This is a genomic window from Priestia sp. GS2 (assembly GCF_036409025.1).
In the GTDB taxonomy this organism is placed as follows: domain Bacteria; phylum Bacillota; class Bacilli; order Bacillales; family Bacillaceae_H; genus Priestia; species Priestia aryabhattai_A.
This window is the reverse complement of sequence record NZ_JAZGJX010000001.1, coordinates 2,787,576-2,804,013: the sequence shown is the minus strand read 5'-3', so window position 1 is coordinate 2,804,013 and position 16,438 is coordinate 2,787,576. Positions and strand designations below refer to the sequence as shown.

Here is a 16,438-nt window from a genome sequence, read left to right as displayed (position 1 = left end):
TCAACATACTGTTTTGCTTGAAGCAAACCCCAACCTGAATCTTGCCTGATAGCTTTTATAATTTCTACATTTGTTTTTCCTTGTTCGATCATAGCAGAGGTTTTGGCTGTAAGTGCTTCTTGTTGGTCTTTTGTGAGTGGTATCGATTTAATTTGATTTTCGAGCAGACGAATCTTAGAATTTAAAGCAAGAATATAGAATACTAGAGCCGCAATAATGAGAAATAATGCTAGATTCAGCTTTTCTTCACACTCCTTTTATTTACTGCTATTACTAGTGTACAAGAAAAAACCTTCAGATAATTTATACCTAAAGGCGCAAGGTGTTATATTGCAATACGAGGACTATTCATGTGGATTTGTTCTGAAGTAAAAAATCTTTTACCTCTTCAGTTGTGAGACCAAGCTCCTTTGCATACTGCATGAGTGAAATCCATTCTTGTACATTTTCTTCTACACTGATTGTTGTTTGGTTTATCATTACTTCAATATCCTCCTCTACCCATTTCAGGGAGCTCAGCCATCATAGTGCTTTTCCACCTTAGATCTGTAGCTTTGCGTCGCTTTCTTTCAAAAGGTTTGCCTTTTTCTGAAGAGAACTATTTTTTAGTATCACTGACAGTATATAATGAGAAAAACGAAAAAGGTGTCGAAATATGGTATAGTTTTCAATAAAATTGAAAAAAATATCTTATTTATGAGTAAATATACTCATAAAATGTAATATTATAGATTTTTATGGATGGAAAATAGGTAATTTAAACGAAAAATATATGCTAAGGAAAATGAGCTACGGTATAATAATATAGCGGACGCTAACCTTAACGAAAATGGAGTCATAGGTCATGCATAGTGAACTACTAAAATATGTAGTAATCGTTGGAAGTTCAGGTGTTCTTATTTTAGCTTTAAGTTTATACGGTGCCTTTAAAATTCGCGAGGGCCCCGGTGTTAAGCATTATGTCATTTTAACCTGTATGTCTGCAGTTTTTGCTTTTGGATATATGTTTGAAATGATGAGTACTTCAATTGAAGAAGTGAAGTTTTGGCTAAGCATAGAGTATTTACCGCTTCCATTTATTCCAGCGTTCATTGTTTTAATGTGCTTTAACTACGTTGGCAAAAAGATTTATCCAGCATTTTATTATCTTTTATTTACTGTTCCAATTATTACAATTTTCACTCACAATACAAATGAGTGGCATCATCTGTATTATAAAAAAGTGGGATTTCGAAGCGATACGCCTTTTCCAGTGGCAGATTTAGTAGCAGGTCCGTTTCATTATCTCCATTCATTTTATTTGTTTGTCTGCATCATGCTTAGCGTCATTGTACTATTAATGGAACTTCGAAAATCAGCTTTTCAATTTCAAATGCAAATTTTATTAATGGTATTTGGCTTGCTAACGCCTGTTATCGCCAGCTATTTTTATTTAAATAAGCTTAGTCCATATGGCATTGATTTGGGACCTGTTTCCATTGGATTGACCTGCTTGTTTCACGGGGTGGCTATCTTTATGTTCCGTTCTTTTAACGTGGTGCCTATCGCTCGTGATGTGGTATTTGAAACGATGAAAGAAGGCGTTGTTGTACTAAATCAAAAGGGCATAGTGGTAGACTTTAATAATGCCGCTCGTCAAGTGATTCCCATGCTGCATCATAGAATGGTTGGTGAGCATGTTCTATCCATTGTAAAAGAAAATAAAGCACTAGCAACTGTAATTCAAGAAAGGAAAGATTGTGATTACCGTCACGAAACTGGAGTCATTCAGCACTTTCACGTTCAGTTTTCGGAAATATACAACACGAGCCAAGTATACCTAGGCCAAATGATTACGTTCAGTGACGTAACAGAACGAGTTAACATGCAGGAAGAACTTCGGAAGATTGCTAGTATTGATGGTTTAACAGGAGTGTATAATCGCACATTTTTTGTTCGACAAGCGGAAGAAATGCTCAGATCGCTCACGAAACGTGGAGGGTTAGCAGCTGTTATTATGTTTGACATTGACTACTTCAAAACAGTCAATGATACGTACGGGCATGAAATGGGAGACGCCGTGTTAAGAAAAATCAGTGAAATTGTTCAGAAAAATGTACGATCGACTGATATCGTTGGGCGCTACGGAGGAGAAGAGTTTATTATTTACCTTCCAGCAACTGCTCTTTCTGAAGTTTACAGCTTGGCAGAGCAGCTGAGGGAAGCTATTCAGAATACGGTAATCGAAGCTAATGAAGTGAAACAGTTTGTAACAGCGAGCTTTGGTATTGCTGCTTTTGATATACAACCAGGAAACACATCATGTACGTTAGATGAATTTGTACGAAAGGCAGACCAAGCACTATATACCGCAAAACGAAAAGGTCGAAATTGTGTAGAGGTTTGATCATTAATTATAGAAGGTTGTTTTGGATAGGGGTTTAGGATAAAATAAACTTTAAATGCGAACAATTATATAGGTTTTTTTTTATTTTTCGTATATCCTTAATGATATGGTTTAAGGGCAATACATAGAAACCACAAATTTCTTACTGCGAAAAATATGCTTCTTTAGCATATTTTTCGCAGTTTTTGGTGTACCTAGGGGGATGAAAAAGTCATGAAAAAGAAAGTGTATTTTAACCACGATGCAGGAATTGACGATTTAGTATCTTTATTTTTACTGTTGCAAATGGATGACGTGGAGTTAACCGGCGTATCGGTTATTCCAGCAGATGGCTATCTCGAACCTGGTATTAGTGCAAGTAGAAAAATTATCGATCGCTTTAGCACTCAACAAGTGGAAGTGGCACGTTCAACGTCAAGAGGGATGTATCCATTTCCAAAAGAGTGGCGCATGCATACGTTTTTCGTTGACGCGCTTCCAATTTTGAATGAGTCAGGCCAAATGAAAGCACCAGTCAGCGATCAACCTGCTCATCTTCATTTAATTGAAAAGGTGCGCGCAGAACAGGAAAAAACAACGCTGTTATTTACAGGGCCACTCACAGACCTTGCTAGAGCGCTTGATGAGGCACCTGATATTGAAAAGAAAATTGAAAAGCTAGTGTGGATGGGCGGAACGTTCCAAGAAGTAGGAAACGTTCAAGAGCCTGAGCACGACGGTACCGCAGAGTGGAATGCATTTTGGGATCCAGAAGCCGTTGATCGCGTGTGGAAAAGTGGATTAACAATTGAGATGGTGGCTCTTGAAAGTACCAATCAAGTGCCGCTAACCATTTCAGTGCGTAACTACTGGGCATCGCTTCGACGCTATACGGGAGTGGATTTCGTCGGTCAGTGCTACGCTGCGTGCCCGCCGCTTGAGCATTTTGAAACCAATTCCACGTACTATTTGTGGGATGTGTTAACAACCGCTTCTGTTGGCAAGCCAGATCTTGTGAAGATGAAAACCGTTTGTAGCGAGGTAGAAACGAAGGTTCCAAGCCAAGGAAGAACGTACGAAACAGCAGAGGGAAGACCGGTTCATGTTGTGTATGACGTTGATTCAGAAGCGTTTTTTCACTACATAACAGAGCTATCTAAAAAGCAATAAATACATGTAAGGTTGAGAAGTCCAAGCCGTCTGGTTTGGGCTTTTTCTTATATGCGCAAGCCTATTAGCCTAAAAGGTGTTCGTGTAAAAGCAAAAGTTTACTTTAGATTTTTTAGGAGCATTTTTTGCATCGGTACATATGATGAGAGTATCAACAAGAGGAGGTGAGACAATATGTACGGTTACGGAAACTGCGGTTACGGTTGTGGTGGTTACGGAGGCGGAAGCGGCTTCGCTTTAATCATCGTCCTTTTCATTCTATTAGTTATTATCGGTTGCGCTTGTTGGGGATACAAAGGCGATTGCTAATAGCAAGTAAATGATTAGTACTTCAACAGTTAAGAGTATGCTCCTCTTCATTCTCCTATTGTAAAGGCCTTAAAGAAGCTAGCGCACCGCTAGCTTTTTTCATGTTTTAATAAGCTGCTTTTCTTCCTTTTTAATCGTACACCGCAGCTGCATAATAACGTATGTTTTAATTGTTTGATTTCAGTCATACATACAGGGCACTGTTTGGCCATTGCTTTTTCATCCTTTCTACATTTGAAAATGACTGCCCACGCCAATTGACGTGGGCAGTAGAGAAATAGAGTTATTGAGAAACGAGAATAATAGTTGAGAATAGGTAGTCTAAATTTTCCTATTCGGTCATTTCACTTTTGCCAACGAAACGAAAAAGCCGTTTCCCAGTCAAAAGCTCCAATGCCTCTCATGGCTGAACAGTCGCTTACGCTTTTAGTGGTGTCCAGCTTCAGCTCCTAGCCATTCGGTCATTTCACTTTTGCCAACGAAACGAAAAAGCCGTTTCCCAGTCAAAAGCTCCAATGCCTCTCATGGCTGAACAGTCGCTTACGCTTTTAGGTTAGGAACTTCAAGTCCCAAGCCCCTTGCCACGCCCAAGCCGTATTCTGGATCAGCTTTGTAGAAGTGAGCAATTTGACGAAGTTTAATCTCGTCTTTTTCAACTGGCTTCATCGCTTCTACGATGTTGTTTACTAAGCGCTCACGCTCTTCTGTTGACATTAGGCGGTACAAGTCACCAGCTTGCGTGTAGTGGTCATGATGGTCATACGGTGCATTTTCTGCTACGCCGCTAACAGGAAAAGCTGTCTGCTTGTGTTCAGGCGTTTCAGTTGGACCACCGTAGCTGTTTGGTTCGTAGTAAACGGATCCACCACCGTTGCCGTCAAAGCGCATTTGTCCATCACGCTGATAGTGGTGAACGTCTGATTTTGGACGGTTGATTGGCAGGTGATTATGGTTGACACCTACGCGGTAACGATGCGCATCTGCATAAGCGAATAGACGCCCTTGAAGCATTTTATCTGGAGATGCCTCAATACCAGGAACGAATGCGCCAGGTGAGAACGCTGCTTGTTCAACTTCTGCAAAATAGTTTTCAGGATTGCGATTTAACACCATGCGACCAACTTCAATTAATGGATAGTCTTTTTGAGACCATACTTTTGTTACGTCGAACGGATCGAAGCGGTATGTATCCGCATCTTCAACAGGCATAATTTGTACATATAGCTTCCAAGCAGGGAAGTCGCCTTTTTCAATAGCATTAAATAAATCTTCTGTATGATAATCTGGGTTTTCACCAGCGAGTTTTGCTGCAAGGTCAGTTGGCAAGTTTTTTACGCCTTGCTCAGTCTTGAAGTGATATTTCACCCAAACAGCTTCTCCTTCTTTGTTTACCCATTTAAATGTATGACTGCCGAATCCGTGCATGTGACGGAATGTTGCAGGAATTCCGCGGTCGGACATAAGGATTGTTACTTGATGAAGAGACTCAGGTGATAAAGACCAGAAGTCCCAAACAGCATTAGGATTTTTTAAATGTGTTTGCGGATCTCTTTTTTGGGTATGAATAAAATCAGGGAACTTAATTGCATCGCGGATGAAAAATACCGGCGTGTTGTTCCCAACTAAGTCGTAGTTTCCTTCTTCTGTATAAAACTTTACTGCAAAACCGCGCGGATCACGAACCGTGTCAGCTGAACCACTTTCGCCAGCTACTGTTGAGAAGCGAATGAACATTGGCGTACGTTTTCCAACTTCAGATAGGAAATCTGCTTTTGTATAACTTGAAACGTCGTTTGTTACTTCGAAATAACCATGTGCACCAGCACCTTTGGCATGCACAACACGCTCTGGTACGCGTTCGCGATTAAAGTGAGCTAGTTTTTCTAATAAATGAACGTCTTGAATTAACGTAGGGCCACGATATCCAGCTGTCATCGAGTTTTGGTTATCACCAACAGGAGCACCCCAGCTAGTCGTCAATTTTTTGTTATTTTCAGTCATAAGATCACCTCGTAAAGTTTTAGTTGATAGTTTGATAATAACATATATTATATAAAAATCAATATTTTTTTATAATAATTATAAATAACTGAAAGTTTTTAATGGGTTTCCTAATTTCATAGATATGGGGAAAGGAGGAAAAACATTAATAAAAAAACGCCCTATCAAAAGATAAGGCGTTTTTTTATTAACCGCGAATTTGGCTAGCGATTTGGTTGTCTGTGTCTTCAAGAACGTTCGCAGAGTCATCAAGCTGCTTAGCGATTTTGTTAAGCAAGTTTGACATTTCAACGAATGATGGTTTTAATTCTTCGTACTGAGCGATGAATGCTTGGCTAGAAGAACCTTCCCACATATCTTGTAATTGGTTTCTCATAGTGTCAAGGCGACCTACTAAATCTTGTACTTGACCACTTTCATTATTATAGCGAGCTGCCATTTCACGAAGTTCAGCAGGCGTTACGCGAATGATTCCTGACATGGAAAAACATCTCCTTTACTATGTATTTTCATTTACTATTTTAAAAAAAAATTCCAGTAACAGTCAAAAGAAATTTGAAAAAATTAGCAAAAACGAATCGATAGTTCTATATAATAGAAGCCCTTATACTTATAAAGAACGATTAAATTTGGTTGTTCTGGTCTTTATTCCCACTGGTAAAATAGGTCTAATGTTTCCTGAATTGGAAGAAGTGTGTGCAGGAAGTAAGAGGTAGAACGCACATAAGGAGTGCCTCATCTTGGAAAACTATAAAAACAATTAGTAGTAAGGTTAAGCAAACAACCACAGTTCCTAGACAGCAAACATATGATTTGCAAACAAATGTTATTCATGACGTGATACGTTTTCAAGAAGTTGTAAATAAAATGAATGCGCAAAGAATGACAATCTACTATGATACTAAATCCAATTCAGATTTTGAATAAAGCAAAGCCCACACAAAAAGTTTGTTACAATAACGGCAGAGTATATTTGTGTGCAGCGGAGAGAACAAGAAAGGGTTTTAGAAAACGTTTTCTTTGTTGATGTTATGGCGTATTGTAGAGATTAAGGAGGAACACAACATGGTTTTAGATGAACGAAGTGCAGCACTGTTGCAGAACTTGCAGCAGGTAAAAAGCTTAACGATGGCTGAAATTGAAGAAAAGACCAGTCTGACAAGAAGACAAGTTCAGTATGGAATGAAAAAAGCAAATGACTGGTTAGAAGCACACGGCTATGAACCTATTCAGTTTGATCGAAAAGTAGGATACTACTTGATTGCTAGTCTTCCAGTGAAAGATTTACAGGCAAAACTGACAAAGCAAAGCTACGTGTTTTCAGAGAGTGATCGTGAACAAGTTTTCTACCTAATGCTGCTTCTTAGTGAGGAAGAGCTGTCCGTTTATCATTTTCAAAGCGCAGTAGGCGTTTCGCGAAATACCGTGTTGAAGGACCTTCAAAAACTAAAAAAGAAAGCCAAGAGCTACGGTCTAGATATTCACTATTCAAAAGTGAAAGGATATGTCATAAAAGGCGAGCATGAGTCAAAGCTGTATCTTCTTGAGCAAATCATTCATGAGCTTTTGCAAAACGGCAGCAGTCAGCCGGTTGTTACGTGCATTTGGGGAACGAAGCAAGCTCAGCTTGAACATATTCAAAGTGAGCTTGAGGCAGCGGAACATCAGCTTGGCGTGTCTTTTACGGATGAAAGGCTAGATGAGTTATCATTTTTATTTTTAGCACTAGATCAATTAATTTGTAAGGGCGACACCTTGCCATACCAAGAGAGCTGGCGACCTTTAGTTGAAACAAATGAGTACAAGGTAGTAGAAGCACTAACATATAGCCAGACATTTTCACCCGACTGGAGCAAGGATGACAAGCTATATGCAACGCTTCATTTACTTGGAATGAACCGAACAAAAGACGTTTCGCCTTTTCAAGAAAACGAACTGATTGAAACCTGCTTGCTGTCAGTTATTGATGAATTTGAGCGCTTGTCTTGTATTGAACTGCAGGAAAAAGAAGAGCTATATCAACAGTTATTTGTTCACTTTAAGCCTGCATATTATCGCATGAAGTATCAGCTTACGCCTGCTCATACGATGGTTGAACGTATTAAGAATGTGTATCCAGAGCTGTATCACTTAACGAATAAATCGCTTGGGCCGATGAGGAAAGAACTTGACTGCCCGATACCTGAAAGCGAAGTTGCCTACTTTACCGTTTATTTTGGCGGGTGGTTAAGAAAACAAGGAACAACGTTAGATGGTAGGAAGCGAGCAATTGTCGTTTGTCCAAACGGTGTAGGGATTAGTAATATTCTTATCTATACATTGCGCGAACTTTTTCCAGATCTTTTATTTTTGGACGCTTTGTCTGTGCGCGAGATGTCGACGTATTCGTTGAGCTATGATCTTATCTTTTCAACCGTTCATTTACGAACAAACGCACTGCTGTTTGTTGTTCCACCAATTTTAGGCATAGAGGATAAAGAAAAGTTAAAACAGCACGTCATGCAGGAGCTGTACGGATACACTTCCAACCAAGTGAACCTGGAAGCGGTTATGAAGGTCATTGAAAGCTACGCGACGATTCATCAGCGTAAGGAGCTGCAAAGCGCGCTTCAGTCACAGCTGCAGACGCATGTGCAAAAAACAACGAAGTATTCGTTAGAGGAGGTGGAAAAGCCGGTGCTAAAGGAATTATTAACGGCTGAAACGATTCAGCTAAAGCCAAGAGTTTCAAGTTGGCAAGAAAGCATTGAAGAAGCAGCCGCACCGCTTTTGAAGATTGGTGCTATTGAAAAGAGCTATGTGGAAGCTATGGTTACTTCTATAGAAGAAACAGGACCTTATGTTGTTATTACGCCGGGAGTTGCGATTCCACATGCTCGTCCTGAACACGGAGTTCGTTCACTGTCTATGAGCTTATTAAAGTTAGATGAGCCGGTGGATTTTGGAGGGAACAAGCTGGTTCAAATCATCATTGTGCTCGCTGCTACGGACAATGAGTCGCATCTAAAAGCACTCGTGCAGCTGACGCAGCTTTTAGGAGAACCAAGTAACATTGAAGATATGATTGCTAGCTCAAGCGCAGAACATATTTTAACTTATATTAATCAATATTCAGAGGAGGAAATGTAAATGAAAATTATGGTTGTATGTGGAAATGGATTAGGAAGCAGTTTTATTATGGAGATGAACGTAAAGAAAGCGTTAACAGAAATGGGGAAAACAGCAGAGGTAGATCACACAGATCTAGCATCAGCAAAAACGGAAACAGCCGATGTATTCATTGGGGCAGCTGATATTGTTGGGCAATTAAACGACGGTACGCGTCAAATCGTGACGCTGGAAAATATGATGAGCATTCCAGAAATCAAATCAAAGCTAGAGCCAATCGTTTCATAATTCCTGATCAATAAGGGGGTCAGACTATGTTAGACATCATTATGAAAGACATCTTAGGAACACCGTCCATTCTCGTTGGTTTGTTTGCGCTTGTTGGTTTACTTCTTCAGCGCAAGCAAACCGCGGACGTTGTGTCCGGTACGTTAAAAACAGTTATGGGCTTTATCATTATCGGAGCGGGAGCAACCGTATTAACGGGATCGCTTGATATTTTCAGCAATATGTTTGATAAAGCTTTTAACGTGGCAGGCGTTATTCCAAATAACGAAGCGATTGTCGCGGCTGCTCAAAGCAAATTCGGGACATCTACCGCTTTAATTATGGTATTTGGGATGATTGCCAATATTCTATTAGCAAAGTTTACTCGCTTCAAATATATTTTCTTAACAGGACATCACACGCTTTTCATGGCTTGCTTAATTGCAGCAACATTATCAATTGGCGGACTTCAAGGAGTTCCACTCGTGTTAATTGGGTCCATACTTTTAGGGTTATGTATGGTATTATTTCCAGCGCTTCTTCAGCCGTACGTGCGTCAAATTACGGGAAGTGATGATTTTGCCATCGGACATTTTGGAACAATCGGCTATTTCGTATCAGCAAAAGTCGGAAAAATATTCGGGAACAAAGAAAAAACAACGGAACAAATCAAAGTTCCTCAATCTTTAGGGTTTTTAAGAGATACGTCCGTTGCGGTTTCGCTGACGATGACGATTTTCTTCTTAGTTGTGGCACTGTTTGCCGGACAAGAGTACATTGAGTCTACTTTATCTGGCGGATCAAACTTTATTGTGTTCTCATTCATTCAAGCTATTACTTTTGCAGCCGGTGTGTACATCATTTTGGCTGGAGTTCGTATGCTGATTGCTGAAATCGTTCCGGCGTTTAAAGGAATTGCGGATAAGGTTGCGCCTGACACGAAGCCAGCCCTTGACTGTCCAACGGTCTTTCCATTCGCACCGAATGCAGTAATTATCGGGTTTTTATTCAGTTTTATTGCAGGATTATTATCCATGTTCTTCTTACCTTTACTAGGTTTAAAAGTCATCGTACCAGGTCTCGTACCGCACTTTTTCACAGGTGCAGCAGCCGGTGTATTTGGAAATGCAACAGGTGGGCGTAGAGGAGCGATGGCAGGAGCGTTCTGTAACGGATTAATTATCAGCTTCATTCCAGCTCTTCTATTAGTATTCATGGGCGACGTTGGGTTTGAAGGAACAACCTTTGGTGACTCTGACTTTGGTGTCATTGGAATCTTGATTTTAATGATTATGAAACTATTAGGGTTATCGTAAATAAAAAGATACAGACTGAAATATTTTCGGTCTGTATCTTTTTTTGTGCGTTTATATGCTTATATCAAGTATTTAGGGAGTGAAAAGTTCTTTTTTGCTTATGAAAGGTTATTGACTTGGTTTTTTTAACCTTAAATAGAAAATAAATGATTTAATGTGTGAATATTTATGCTAATATATAAAAATGTGACTCAAAAATAAGTCTTATGTACTGCGTCTTTATTCTTGGGTCAGAATAGAAAGGGAGGTTATGCGAATGGGGTTTTGTAAAGGATGTGGAACAAATAAAAAGGAAGGAGAGCACTTTTGTCAAAATTGTGGAAAACCGTTCGAGCAACAGATAGTTCAGTCTGCGGAGCAAGCAGTAACTACAAACTCACGACGTGAACAAAAGTCACCGATGACGAAAAAGAAAAAGACGGTAGTTATCTCGGTTATTGCTGCCATTGTAGTATTATTCGGTGGGTATCAGTACGGAAAAGCAGTGACTGATAAAAATAAAGTCATCGATGACTTTGAGGGAGCATTGATTAACGAAGACGAGAAGAAAGTTGCTAGTTTTTTAACATCTACAGATCCAAGTTTGAAAATTGGAGAAAAGGATGTCAAAGGCTTTGTAAGCTACTTTAAAAAAAATCCTGATGAACGAAAAGACGTTATTCAGTTTTTAAAGAGACAGTCAGCATCAATGGATGGCTCAGCTGTCAGCACGTTAGGTAATGAGCTAGAAGATAGTTCTATTAGGCTAAATAAAGGTGGGAAAACGGCTCTTATCTTTGATAAATATTCAGTTCAAGTGGACCCTGTATATATTGATATTAGCACTAATTATAAAAATACGGAATTATACATAGATAATAAAAAAATTGATACTGCAACATCGGATGATTTTAAAGATACATACGGTCCTTACTTACCTGGTACTTATAAAATTGAAGGTTAATTAAAAGCTGATTTTGTGGACTTAGTAGCTAAAGAAAATGTAGAGCTTACTAACACAGTAGATACAGAAAACGTCAACCTTTCATTAGACGGCTCCGATGTTACGGTGTATACCGGAATTGAAGAGGCAGAGATTTCATCTAACTTATTAATTGATGGACAAGACGTGGGCGTAGACTTAGCAAAAAACGATACGTTTGGTCCAGTATTAACAGAAGGTTCTATGAAACTTCAAGTAAAAGCAAAATTGCCTTGGGGAGAAGCTACGACTGCTAATCAAGCAATTGATGGGTCAGAGGTGTACGTAAACTTTGGTACCGATAAAAAAACACAAGATACGCTGATCGATACGATTGTAAGTTCAACCAAAGGCTGGTTAAGTGCATATACGACTCAAGACCCAAGTAAAGCCGTAAATGTAACGGCAAATCATCTAGCATATTTAAAAGGAGAAATTCAATCTAACCAGAGTATCGGTCGTCTCCACAAAATAAAATATATCGGTACTACGTTTAACTTAGATGATATGGATATTCGATATGAAGATGGAGACTGGATGGCGACGGTATACGGGCTTGAAGAATATGAAGGAGATTATTACTACCAAGGTGACACGCCAAAACTGAGTAAGCATAATAATTTTACGGAATACACGCTAATTTATGATAAAAAACAAGAAAAGTGGTTAGTTCATGACGCTTCTAGCACATACGGTGAGCTATCAAAAAAAGTGAAAGAAGTCATGGAAGATAAGCCAAAAATGTATCAAACAAGCGTTAGTTCATCATCAAAGAAAGATAGTGAAACAACTGAAGACGTAGAGCCGGTGAATGAAAGTCCGAAAGAGGAAAGTGAAGAAGCGCAAGCAAATCATTCATCTGATGAAATCGGTTCGTTTATGGCTGACTATATGGACGCAACCATTTCTTCTATTAATAACGAAGATTTCTCTATCGCATCACCTTACATTGACCCAAACGGCCCTAAATATAAAGAACAGAAGGATTATACAGCTCATCTAAATGAAAAAGGCATTACAGAAGAGATGCATACGTTTAATGTGAAAGATGTAAAAGAGTTAGGGGATAACTTGTATGAAGTGTCGACATATGAAGAGTATACAATTTCATACGCGGATGGGACTAGTAAACAAGCAAACTTTAATACCGTCCATCAAGTAAAAGATGTAGATGGTGAATTAGCAGTGTATAAGCTGGTTAAAACGACTGAAGCAAAGTAAAAAGAACAATAGCTGATAAATAGCTACTAATATTTAGAGGAGGATTTTATACGTGCAATGTTTAAACTGTGGTCATCAAAATGATGGCGGGAAATTTTGTGTGAAGTGTGGAAAAAAATTAGAAGAGGTGGCTGCTCAACAAGTAGCAGCAGGAGTAGAGACTGTGCCAAATCAACAACAAGCAACACCTAATTATTCACAACAACGAGTGCCACAACAACCGAATCAACACGTCGAAAATGCAAAGAACATTTCAAAAATGTATATCGGCTACTTTATGCAAGGACTAAAAAAACCGACTGCAACGGCTCAAGGAGTACGTGGAGAGCAGTTTATTAATGGACTTATTACAATGATTCTGTTTGCTATCAGCATACCGCTAATGATTTATCTTGGAATTGATTCCATCTTAGATAAAGTGCTTAATAAATTTTCAGTTCTACTATTGCCTTTGCTAGGCTCAGATTTTATAGATCTAAGAGAAGATTTGAAGAATGTAGTTAAGTTGGATTTCACGGATATTGTTATTATTAATGGACTTATTTCTATGTTATGTATTGGTGCAATTGCTCTTGTAACTTTTGGAGCTGTTAAGCTAGCAAAGGTTAATGTTTCTATTCAAGATGTCTTTGCACGTTTTGGTGCATTTTTAATTGCCCCAACAGCGATGATGCTTGTGGGTGTAGTATTCGCTTTATTAAAGATTTCACTATTTTCATATATCTTAGGTTTTGGAATCCTAGGATTATTTCTAACAGTAGCATTTACAATTTTAAGCTTTAAGCACAGTGGCTCAAATGGCTTAGATAGTGTCTACGGTACGCTACTTACTTATATCGTTATGGCAATTTTACTTGTACTTTTTGGACGACACTTAATTGAAGCCGTTGTTTCTAGTCTGGGTTCTAATATTCAGGATACGTTTGGTGACTGGTAACACATTAGAGTAAATCGTAGAAAAAGCATCGTGGCTAGACGGTGCTTTTTCATGTGAAGGAGAATAAAAGATGAGTTATTGTAATAATTGCGGTTATAAAATGAATGAAGAACAAACGTTTTGTCCCGAATGCGGAGAAGTTGTGAATCCTTCCAAAACAGCTACTACTGAAAGTGCACCTCCTGTTCAGAAGAAAGTAAGGGGATTAAAAGCAAAAGTTATCACAGCTACTGTTGTGGCTTTAGGTGCGATAGCATTTGGAGGGTTCTACATTGTTGATAAAAAGGTTATGTCACCAACTGCCATTTCAGATACATTCATAGAAGCTGTTCAACATAAAGACATCAAAACGGTTAAAAAGTTTGTGAATGAAGGTCAGATTGAATTAAAAGCTAGTGATCAGCAAGTTGAGCAGTTTGTTAAATATGTACATGACAATCCAAAAATGCTGACAGAAATGTCAAAAGGGTTAAAAAAGGATGCAGATGTATATGAAAATCGTGTGCAAATGGCAACAGGTGATGAAGCTACCTCTTCACACGTTCAAATCGAATCTAACGGCAAAAAATGGGTCTTATTTGATCATTATACGATTCGTGTTCAGCCTGCGTATGTGGAAGTAACGTCTAACTTAGAAAAAGCAGATGTTTACATTGATAATCAAAAAGTAGATACTATCAAAAATGCAGATGAATCCCAAACAGTTGGACCATTTTTACCTGGAGAACACGAAATGAAATTGTCTACAAAAGGTGATTATGGCACCGTTGAAATGAAACAAACCATTGAATCAACGGATGACGATGAAGTAACCAGTGCCGATTTTGACTGGGGAAATCATTACGTTTCGTTATACTCTGATTACTTTGACGGAACTGTATTCGTAAACGGGAAAAGTACAGGTAAAACGGTTGAAGAACTTGGATACATTGGTCCGATTAATCTAGATGGATCAGTAAAAATCCATGCTGAACGAAAATTTGGTTCAAAAACAAAGAAAACACCAGCTATCACTCTTGAAGATGATATTGAAGAAGCTGAACTTTATTTTAGCATGAGTGATAATTTTGACGAAGTAAGTATGGAAGATGATGCCTCTGATTCAATTGACGAAGAGACAGATATTGAAGATGCCGTTCGTTCTCACTACGATTATATTACATCGGATAGCTTTGCATCAGCACATGACTTGTTCTCATCAAGCCGAAAATCGAAAGTGGATTTAAGCGACTGGAAAAAAGGGCTACAAGCAAACACCGCTGATAATGTAACGAATATCGAGGTTCTTGATGTTAGTGGAAATGAAGCAAGAGCTTACGTTGAAATGACATCTTACGATGATAATGATGACGGAACGGAACTTGTCCAAGAGTGGGAAGGGTATTGGAGCCTTGTTAAGGAAGGCGGAGAATGGAAGTTAGATAGCGCTGATCTTGAAAAAGTAGATTCGAGAGTAGAGTAATAATGAAAAAAAAGTATACAGCATTTTTTCTACTTATACTTATTATCGCTGCAGGTGCATTTCTAGCCTTCAACTCTTCCAATGAAAAAGCGAAACCAGCAGTGCAAAAAGAAACAAATCATAAAGTAAAGAAAACAAGTTCCGAACCTAATTCTGAAGAAGCTTTTGGTGCACAAGATGATATTGAACAGCTTGTAGCCAATATGACGGTAGACGAAAAAATTGGTCAGATGATGGTCGTTGGTTTCCAAAGCGGTGAATTGGATGATCATGCGAAAAAAATGATTGAAGATTACCATGTTGGAGGGATTATTTTATTTGACCGAAACATGAAAAACCCAAAGCAGGTTGCTACGCTCAACCAAAACCTACAGAAGCTCGCTCGAAACCAAGAACATCACATTCCTCTAATTATTAGTGTGGACCAAGAAGGTGGTCAAATTGTACGTATGAAGGAAAAGGTATCTCCTATTCCTGCGCAGCAAGAACTTGGCAAGCAAAGTGATGAAAATAAAGTATATGAATCTGCTTATCATAACGCGCAAGAACTTAAAGCAATGGGGTTCAACGTGAATTTCGCTCCAGTCTTAGATCTGTCTGAAACCGATACAAGATCTTTTGGAACAAATCCACAAAAAGCAGCGGTATTTAGTAAACAAGTGATAAAAGGATTTCATGATGGAAAGATAACGGGAGCGCTTAAGCACTTTCCAGGTCATGGTCGAACGACAGTTGACCCGCATGTGGAAACTTCAGATGTAAAAGCCAGTTCTCAAGAACTTGAAAACCAAGATATTTACCCATTTACAAGTATGATTCATAATGTGGATCATAACCAGTTCTTTGTGATGGTTACCCACGTGAAGTACCCAGCTTATGATAAAGAAAATCCAGCCAGTGTTTCCCCTCTTATCATAACGGATTTACTAAGAAAAAAGCTTGGCTACCAAGGGATGGTTGTGACAGATGACTTAGAAATGGGCGCTGTAAATAAATACTTTACATATGGAGATTTAGGTGCAAAAGCTGTTGGTGCAGGCGTAGACTTATTGCTTGTGTGTCATACGCTTGAAAACCAAGAAAAAGTGTTTCGCGGAATTAAAAATTCAGTTGAAGCTGGTGAAATTTCCGAGGAGCGATTAGATGAATCAGTTAAAAGGATTTTGAGCTACAAACAACAAGCGATGAATCAAGAAATTGCAAATCCACAAAAAGCAGAGCAGCTCGTTGGGCAGTAACCAAAGAAGAAGTCAGGCCAAATTCGGCCTGACTTCATTTCTTTCTCACAACTTTATGCTATATATGTAAGTACAAAAGAGAG

General features: G+C 38.8%; 14 protein-coding genes and 2 riboswitches. Of the genes, 11 read left to right on the top strand and 3 right to left on the bottom strand.

All coding sequences use genetic code 11. The annotated features are described in order from the left end of the window. Nucleotides 1-348: 348 nt before the first annotated feature. A complete protein-coding gene (gene sinI, locus V2145_RS14290; protein ID WP_142299157.1) occupies nt 349-480 on the bottom strand; it encodes a DNA-binding anti-repressor SinI in 132 nt (43 codons plus the stop codon). Nucleotides 481-506: 26 nt separating this feature from the next. Then, nucleotides 507-593: riboswitch (cyclic di-GMP riboswitch) on the bottom strand. 251 nt (nt 594-844) lie between these two features. Here sinI and V2145_RS14285 point away from each other — a divergent pair. The 3 genes from V2145_RS14285 (at nt 845) to V2145_RS14275 (ending at nt 3,844) form a co-directional block, all read left to right on the top strand. Beyond that, complete coding sequence (locus tag V2145_RS14285; protein WP_330987931.1) at nt 845-2,386, top strand: histidine kinase N-terminal 7TM domain-containing diguanylate cyclase; 1,542 nt, start codon at nt 845-847, stop codon at nt 2,384-2,386. 68 nt (nt 2,387-2,454) lie between these two features. Beyond that, a riboswitch (purine riboswitch) is annotated at nt 2,455-2,554 on the top strand. Between the two features lie 45 nt (nt 2,555-2,599). Further along, on the top strand, nt 2,600-3,535 hold the full coding sequence (locus V2145_RS14280; protein WP_311859011.1) for a nucleoside hydrolase: 936 nt from the start codon (nt 2,600-2,602) through the stop codon (nt 3,533-3,535). Nucleotides 3,536-3,709: 174 nt separating this feature from the next. Then, complete coding sequence (locus V2145_RS14275) at nt 3,710-3,844, top strand: YjcZ family sporulation protein (protein WP_076512530.1); 135 nt, start codon at nt 3,710-3,712, stop codon at nt 3,842-3,844. Nucleotides 3,845-4,384: 540 nt separating this feature from the next. Here the strand turns inward: V2145_RS14275 and katA are convergent. Both katA and V2145_RS14265 read right to left on the bottom strand, forming a co-directional pair. Next, complete coding sequence (gene katA / locus V2145_RS14270; protein ID WP_094912431.1) at nt 4,385-5,845, bottom strand: catalase KatA; 1,461 nt, start codon at nt 5,843-5,845, stop codon at nt 4,385-4,387. Nucleotides 5,846-6,032: 187 nt separating this feature from the next. Beyond that, a complete protein-coding gene (locus V2145_RS14265) occupies nt 6,033-6,326 on the bottom strand; it encodes a WXG100 family type VII secretion target (RefSeq protein WP_025909237.1) in 294 nt (97 codons plus the stop codon). Between the two features lie 584 nt (nt 6,327-6,910). Here V2145_RS14265 and V2145_RS14260 point away from each other — a divergent pair. From V2145_RS14260 to nagZ, 8 genes are all read left to right on the top strand, one after another. After that, nucleotides 6,911-8,974, top strand: a complete 2,064-nt coding sequence (locus tag V2145_RS14260; protein ID WP_330987930.1) for a BglG family transcription antiterminator — start codon at nt 6,911-6,913, stop codon at nt 8,972-8,974. Then, nucleotides 8,975-9,241: a PTS sugar transporter subunit IIB gene (locus V2145_RS14255; protein WP_094912739.1), complete on the top strand. Its 267-nt coding sequence runs from the start codon at nt 8,975-8,977 to the stop codon at nt 9,239-9,241. A 26-nt stretch (nt 9,242-9,267) separates the two neighbouring features. Continuing rightward, the gene (locus V2145_RS14250) at nt 9,268-10,536 is read left to right on the top strand and encodes a PTS ascorbate transporter subunit IIC (RefSeq protein WP_094912740.1); all 1,269 of its coding nucleotides are present in this window, start codon (nt 9,268-9,270) and stop codon (nt 10,534-10,536) included. Nucleotides 10,537-10,792: 256 nt separating this feature from the next. Continuing rightward, entirely contained in the window at nt 10,793-11,479 is a 687-nt protein-coding gene (locus tag V2145_RS14245; protein WP_330987929.1) for a TcaA second domain-containing protein, read from the top strand. 15 nt (nt 11,480-11,494) lie between these two features. After that, complete coding sequence (locus V2145_RS14240) at nt 11,495-12,718, top strand: TcaA NTF2-like domain-containing protein (protein WP_330987928.1); 1,224 nt, start codon at nt 11,495-11,497, stop codon at nt 12,716-12,718. Nucleotides 12,719-12,770: 52 nt separating this feature from the next. Further along, nucleotides 12,771-13,655, top strand: coding sequence for a zinc ribbon domain-containing protein (locus tag V2145_RS14235; protein ID WP_131887116.1), 885 nt, complete (start codon nt 12,771-12,773; stop codon nt 13,653-13,655). 70 nt (nt 13,656-13,725) lie between these two features. Beyond that, nucleotides 13,726-15,117: a zinc ribbon domain-containing protein gene (locus V2145_RS14230; RefSeq protein ID WP_330987927.1), complete on the top strand. Its 1,392-nt coding sequence runs from the start codon at nt 13,726-13,728 to the stop codon at nt 15,115-15,117. Nucleotides 15,118-15,119: 2 nt separating this feature from the next. Further along, a complete protein-coding gene (gene nagZ, locus V2145_RS14225) occupies nt 15,120-16,355 on the top strand; it encodes a beta-N-acetylhexosaminidase (RefSeq protein ID WP_330987926.1) in 1,236 nt (411 codons plus the stop codon). Nucleotides 16,356-16,438 lie beyond the last annotated feature (83 nt).

Bases quoted from the DNA above. Each gene is read 5' to 3' on its own strand.
- V2145_RS14275 (WP_076512530.1), top strand. From the start codon at position 3,710: ATGTACGGTTACGGAAACTGCGGTTACGGTTGTGGTGGTTACGGAGGC.
- V2145_RS14285 (WP_330987931.1), top strand. From the start codon at position 845: ATGCATAGTGAACTACTAAAATATGTAGTAATCGTTGGAAGTTCAGGT.
- nagZ (WP_330987926.1), top strand. From the start codon at position 15,120: ATGAAAAAAAAGTATACAGCATTTTTTCTACTTATACTTATTATCGCT.
- V2145_RS14260 (WP_330987930.1), top strand. From the start codon at position 6,911: ATGGTTTTAGATGAACGAAGTGCAGCACTGTTGCAGAACTTGCAGCAG.
- V2145_RS14250 (WP_094912740.1), top strand. From the start codon at position 9,268: ATGTTAGACATCATTATGAAAGACATCTTAGGAACACCGTCCATTCTC.
- V2145_RS14230 (WP_330987927.1), top strand. From the start codon at position 13,726: ATGAGTTATTGTAATAATTGCGGTTATAAAATGAATGAAGAACAAACG.
- V2145_RS14255 (WP_094912739.1), top strand. From the start codon at position 8,975: ATGAAAATTATGGTTGTATGTGGAAATGGATTAGGAAGCAGTTTTATT.
- V2145_RS14245 (WP_330987929.1), top strand. From the start codon at position 10,793: ATGGGGTTTTGTAAAGGATGTGGAACAAATAAAAAGGAAGGAGAGCAC.
- sinI (WP_142299157.1), bottom strand. From the start codon at position 480: ATGATAAACCAAACAACAATCAGTGTAGAAGAAAATGTACAAGAATGG.
- V2145_RS14280 (WP_311859011.1), top strand. From the start codon at position 2,600: ATGAAAAAGAAAGTGTATTTTAACCACGATGCAGGAATTGACGATTTA.
- V2145_RS14265 (WP_025909237.1), bottom strand. From the start codon at position 6,326: ATGTCAGGAATCATTCGCGTAACGCCTGCTGAACTTCGTGAAATGGCA.
- katA (WP_094912431.1), bottom strand. From the start codon at position 5,845: ATGACTGAAAATAACAAAAAATTGACGACTAGCTGGGGTGCTCCTGTT.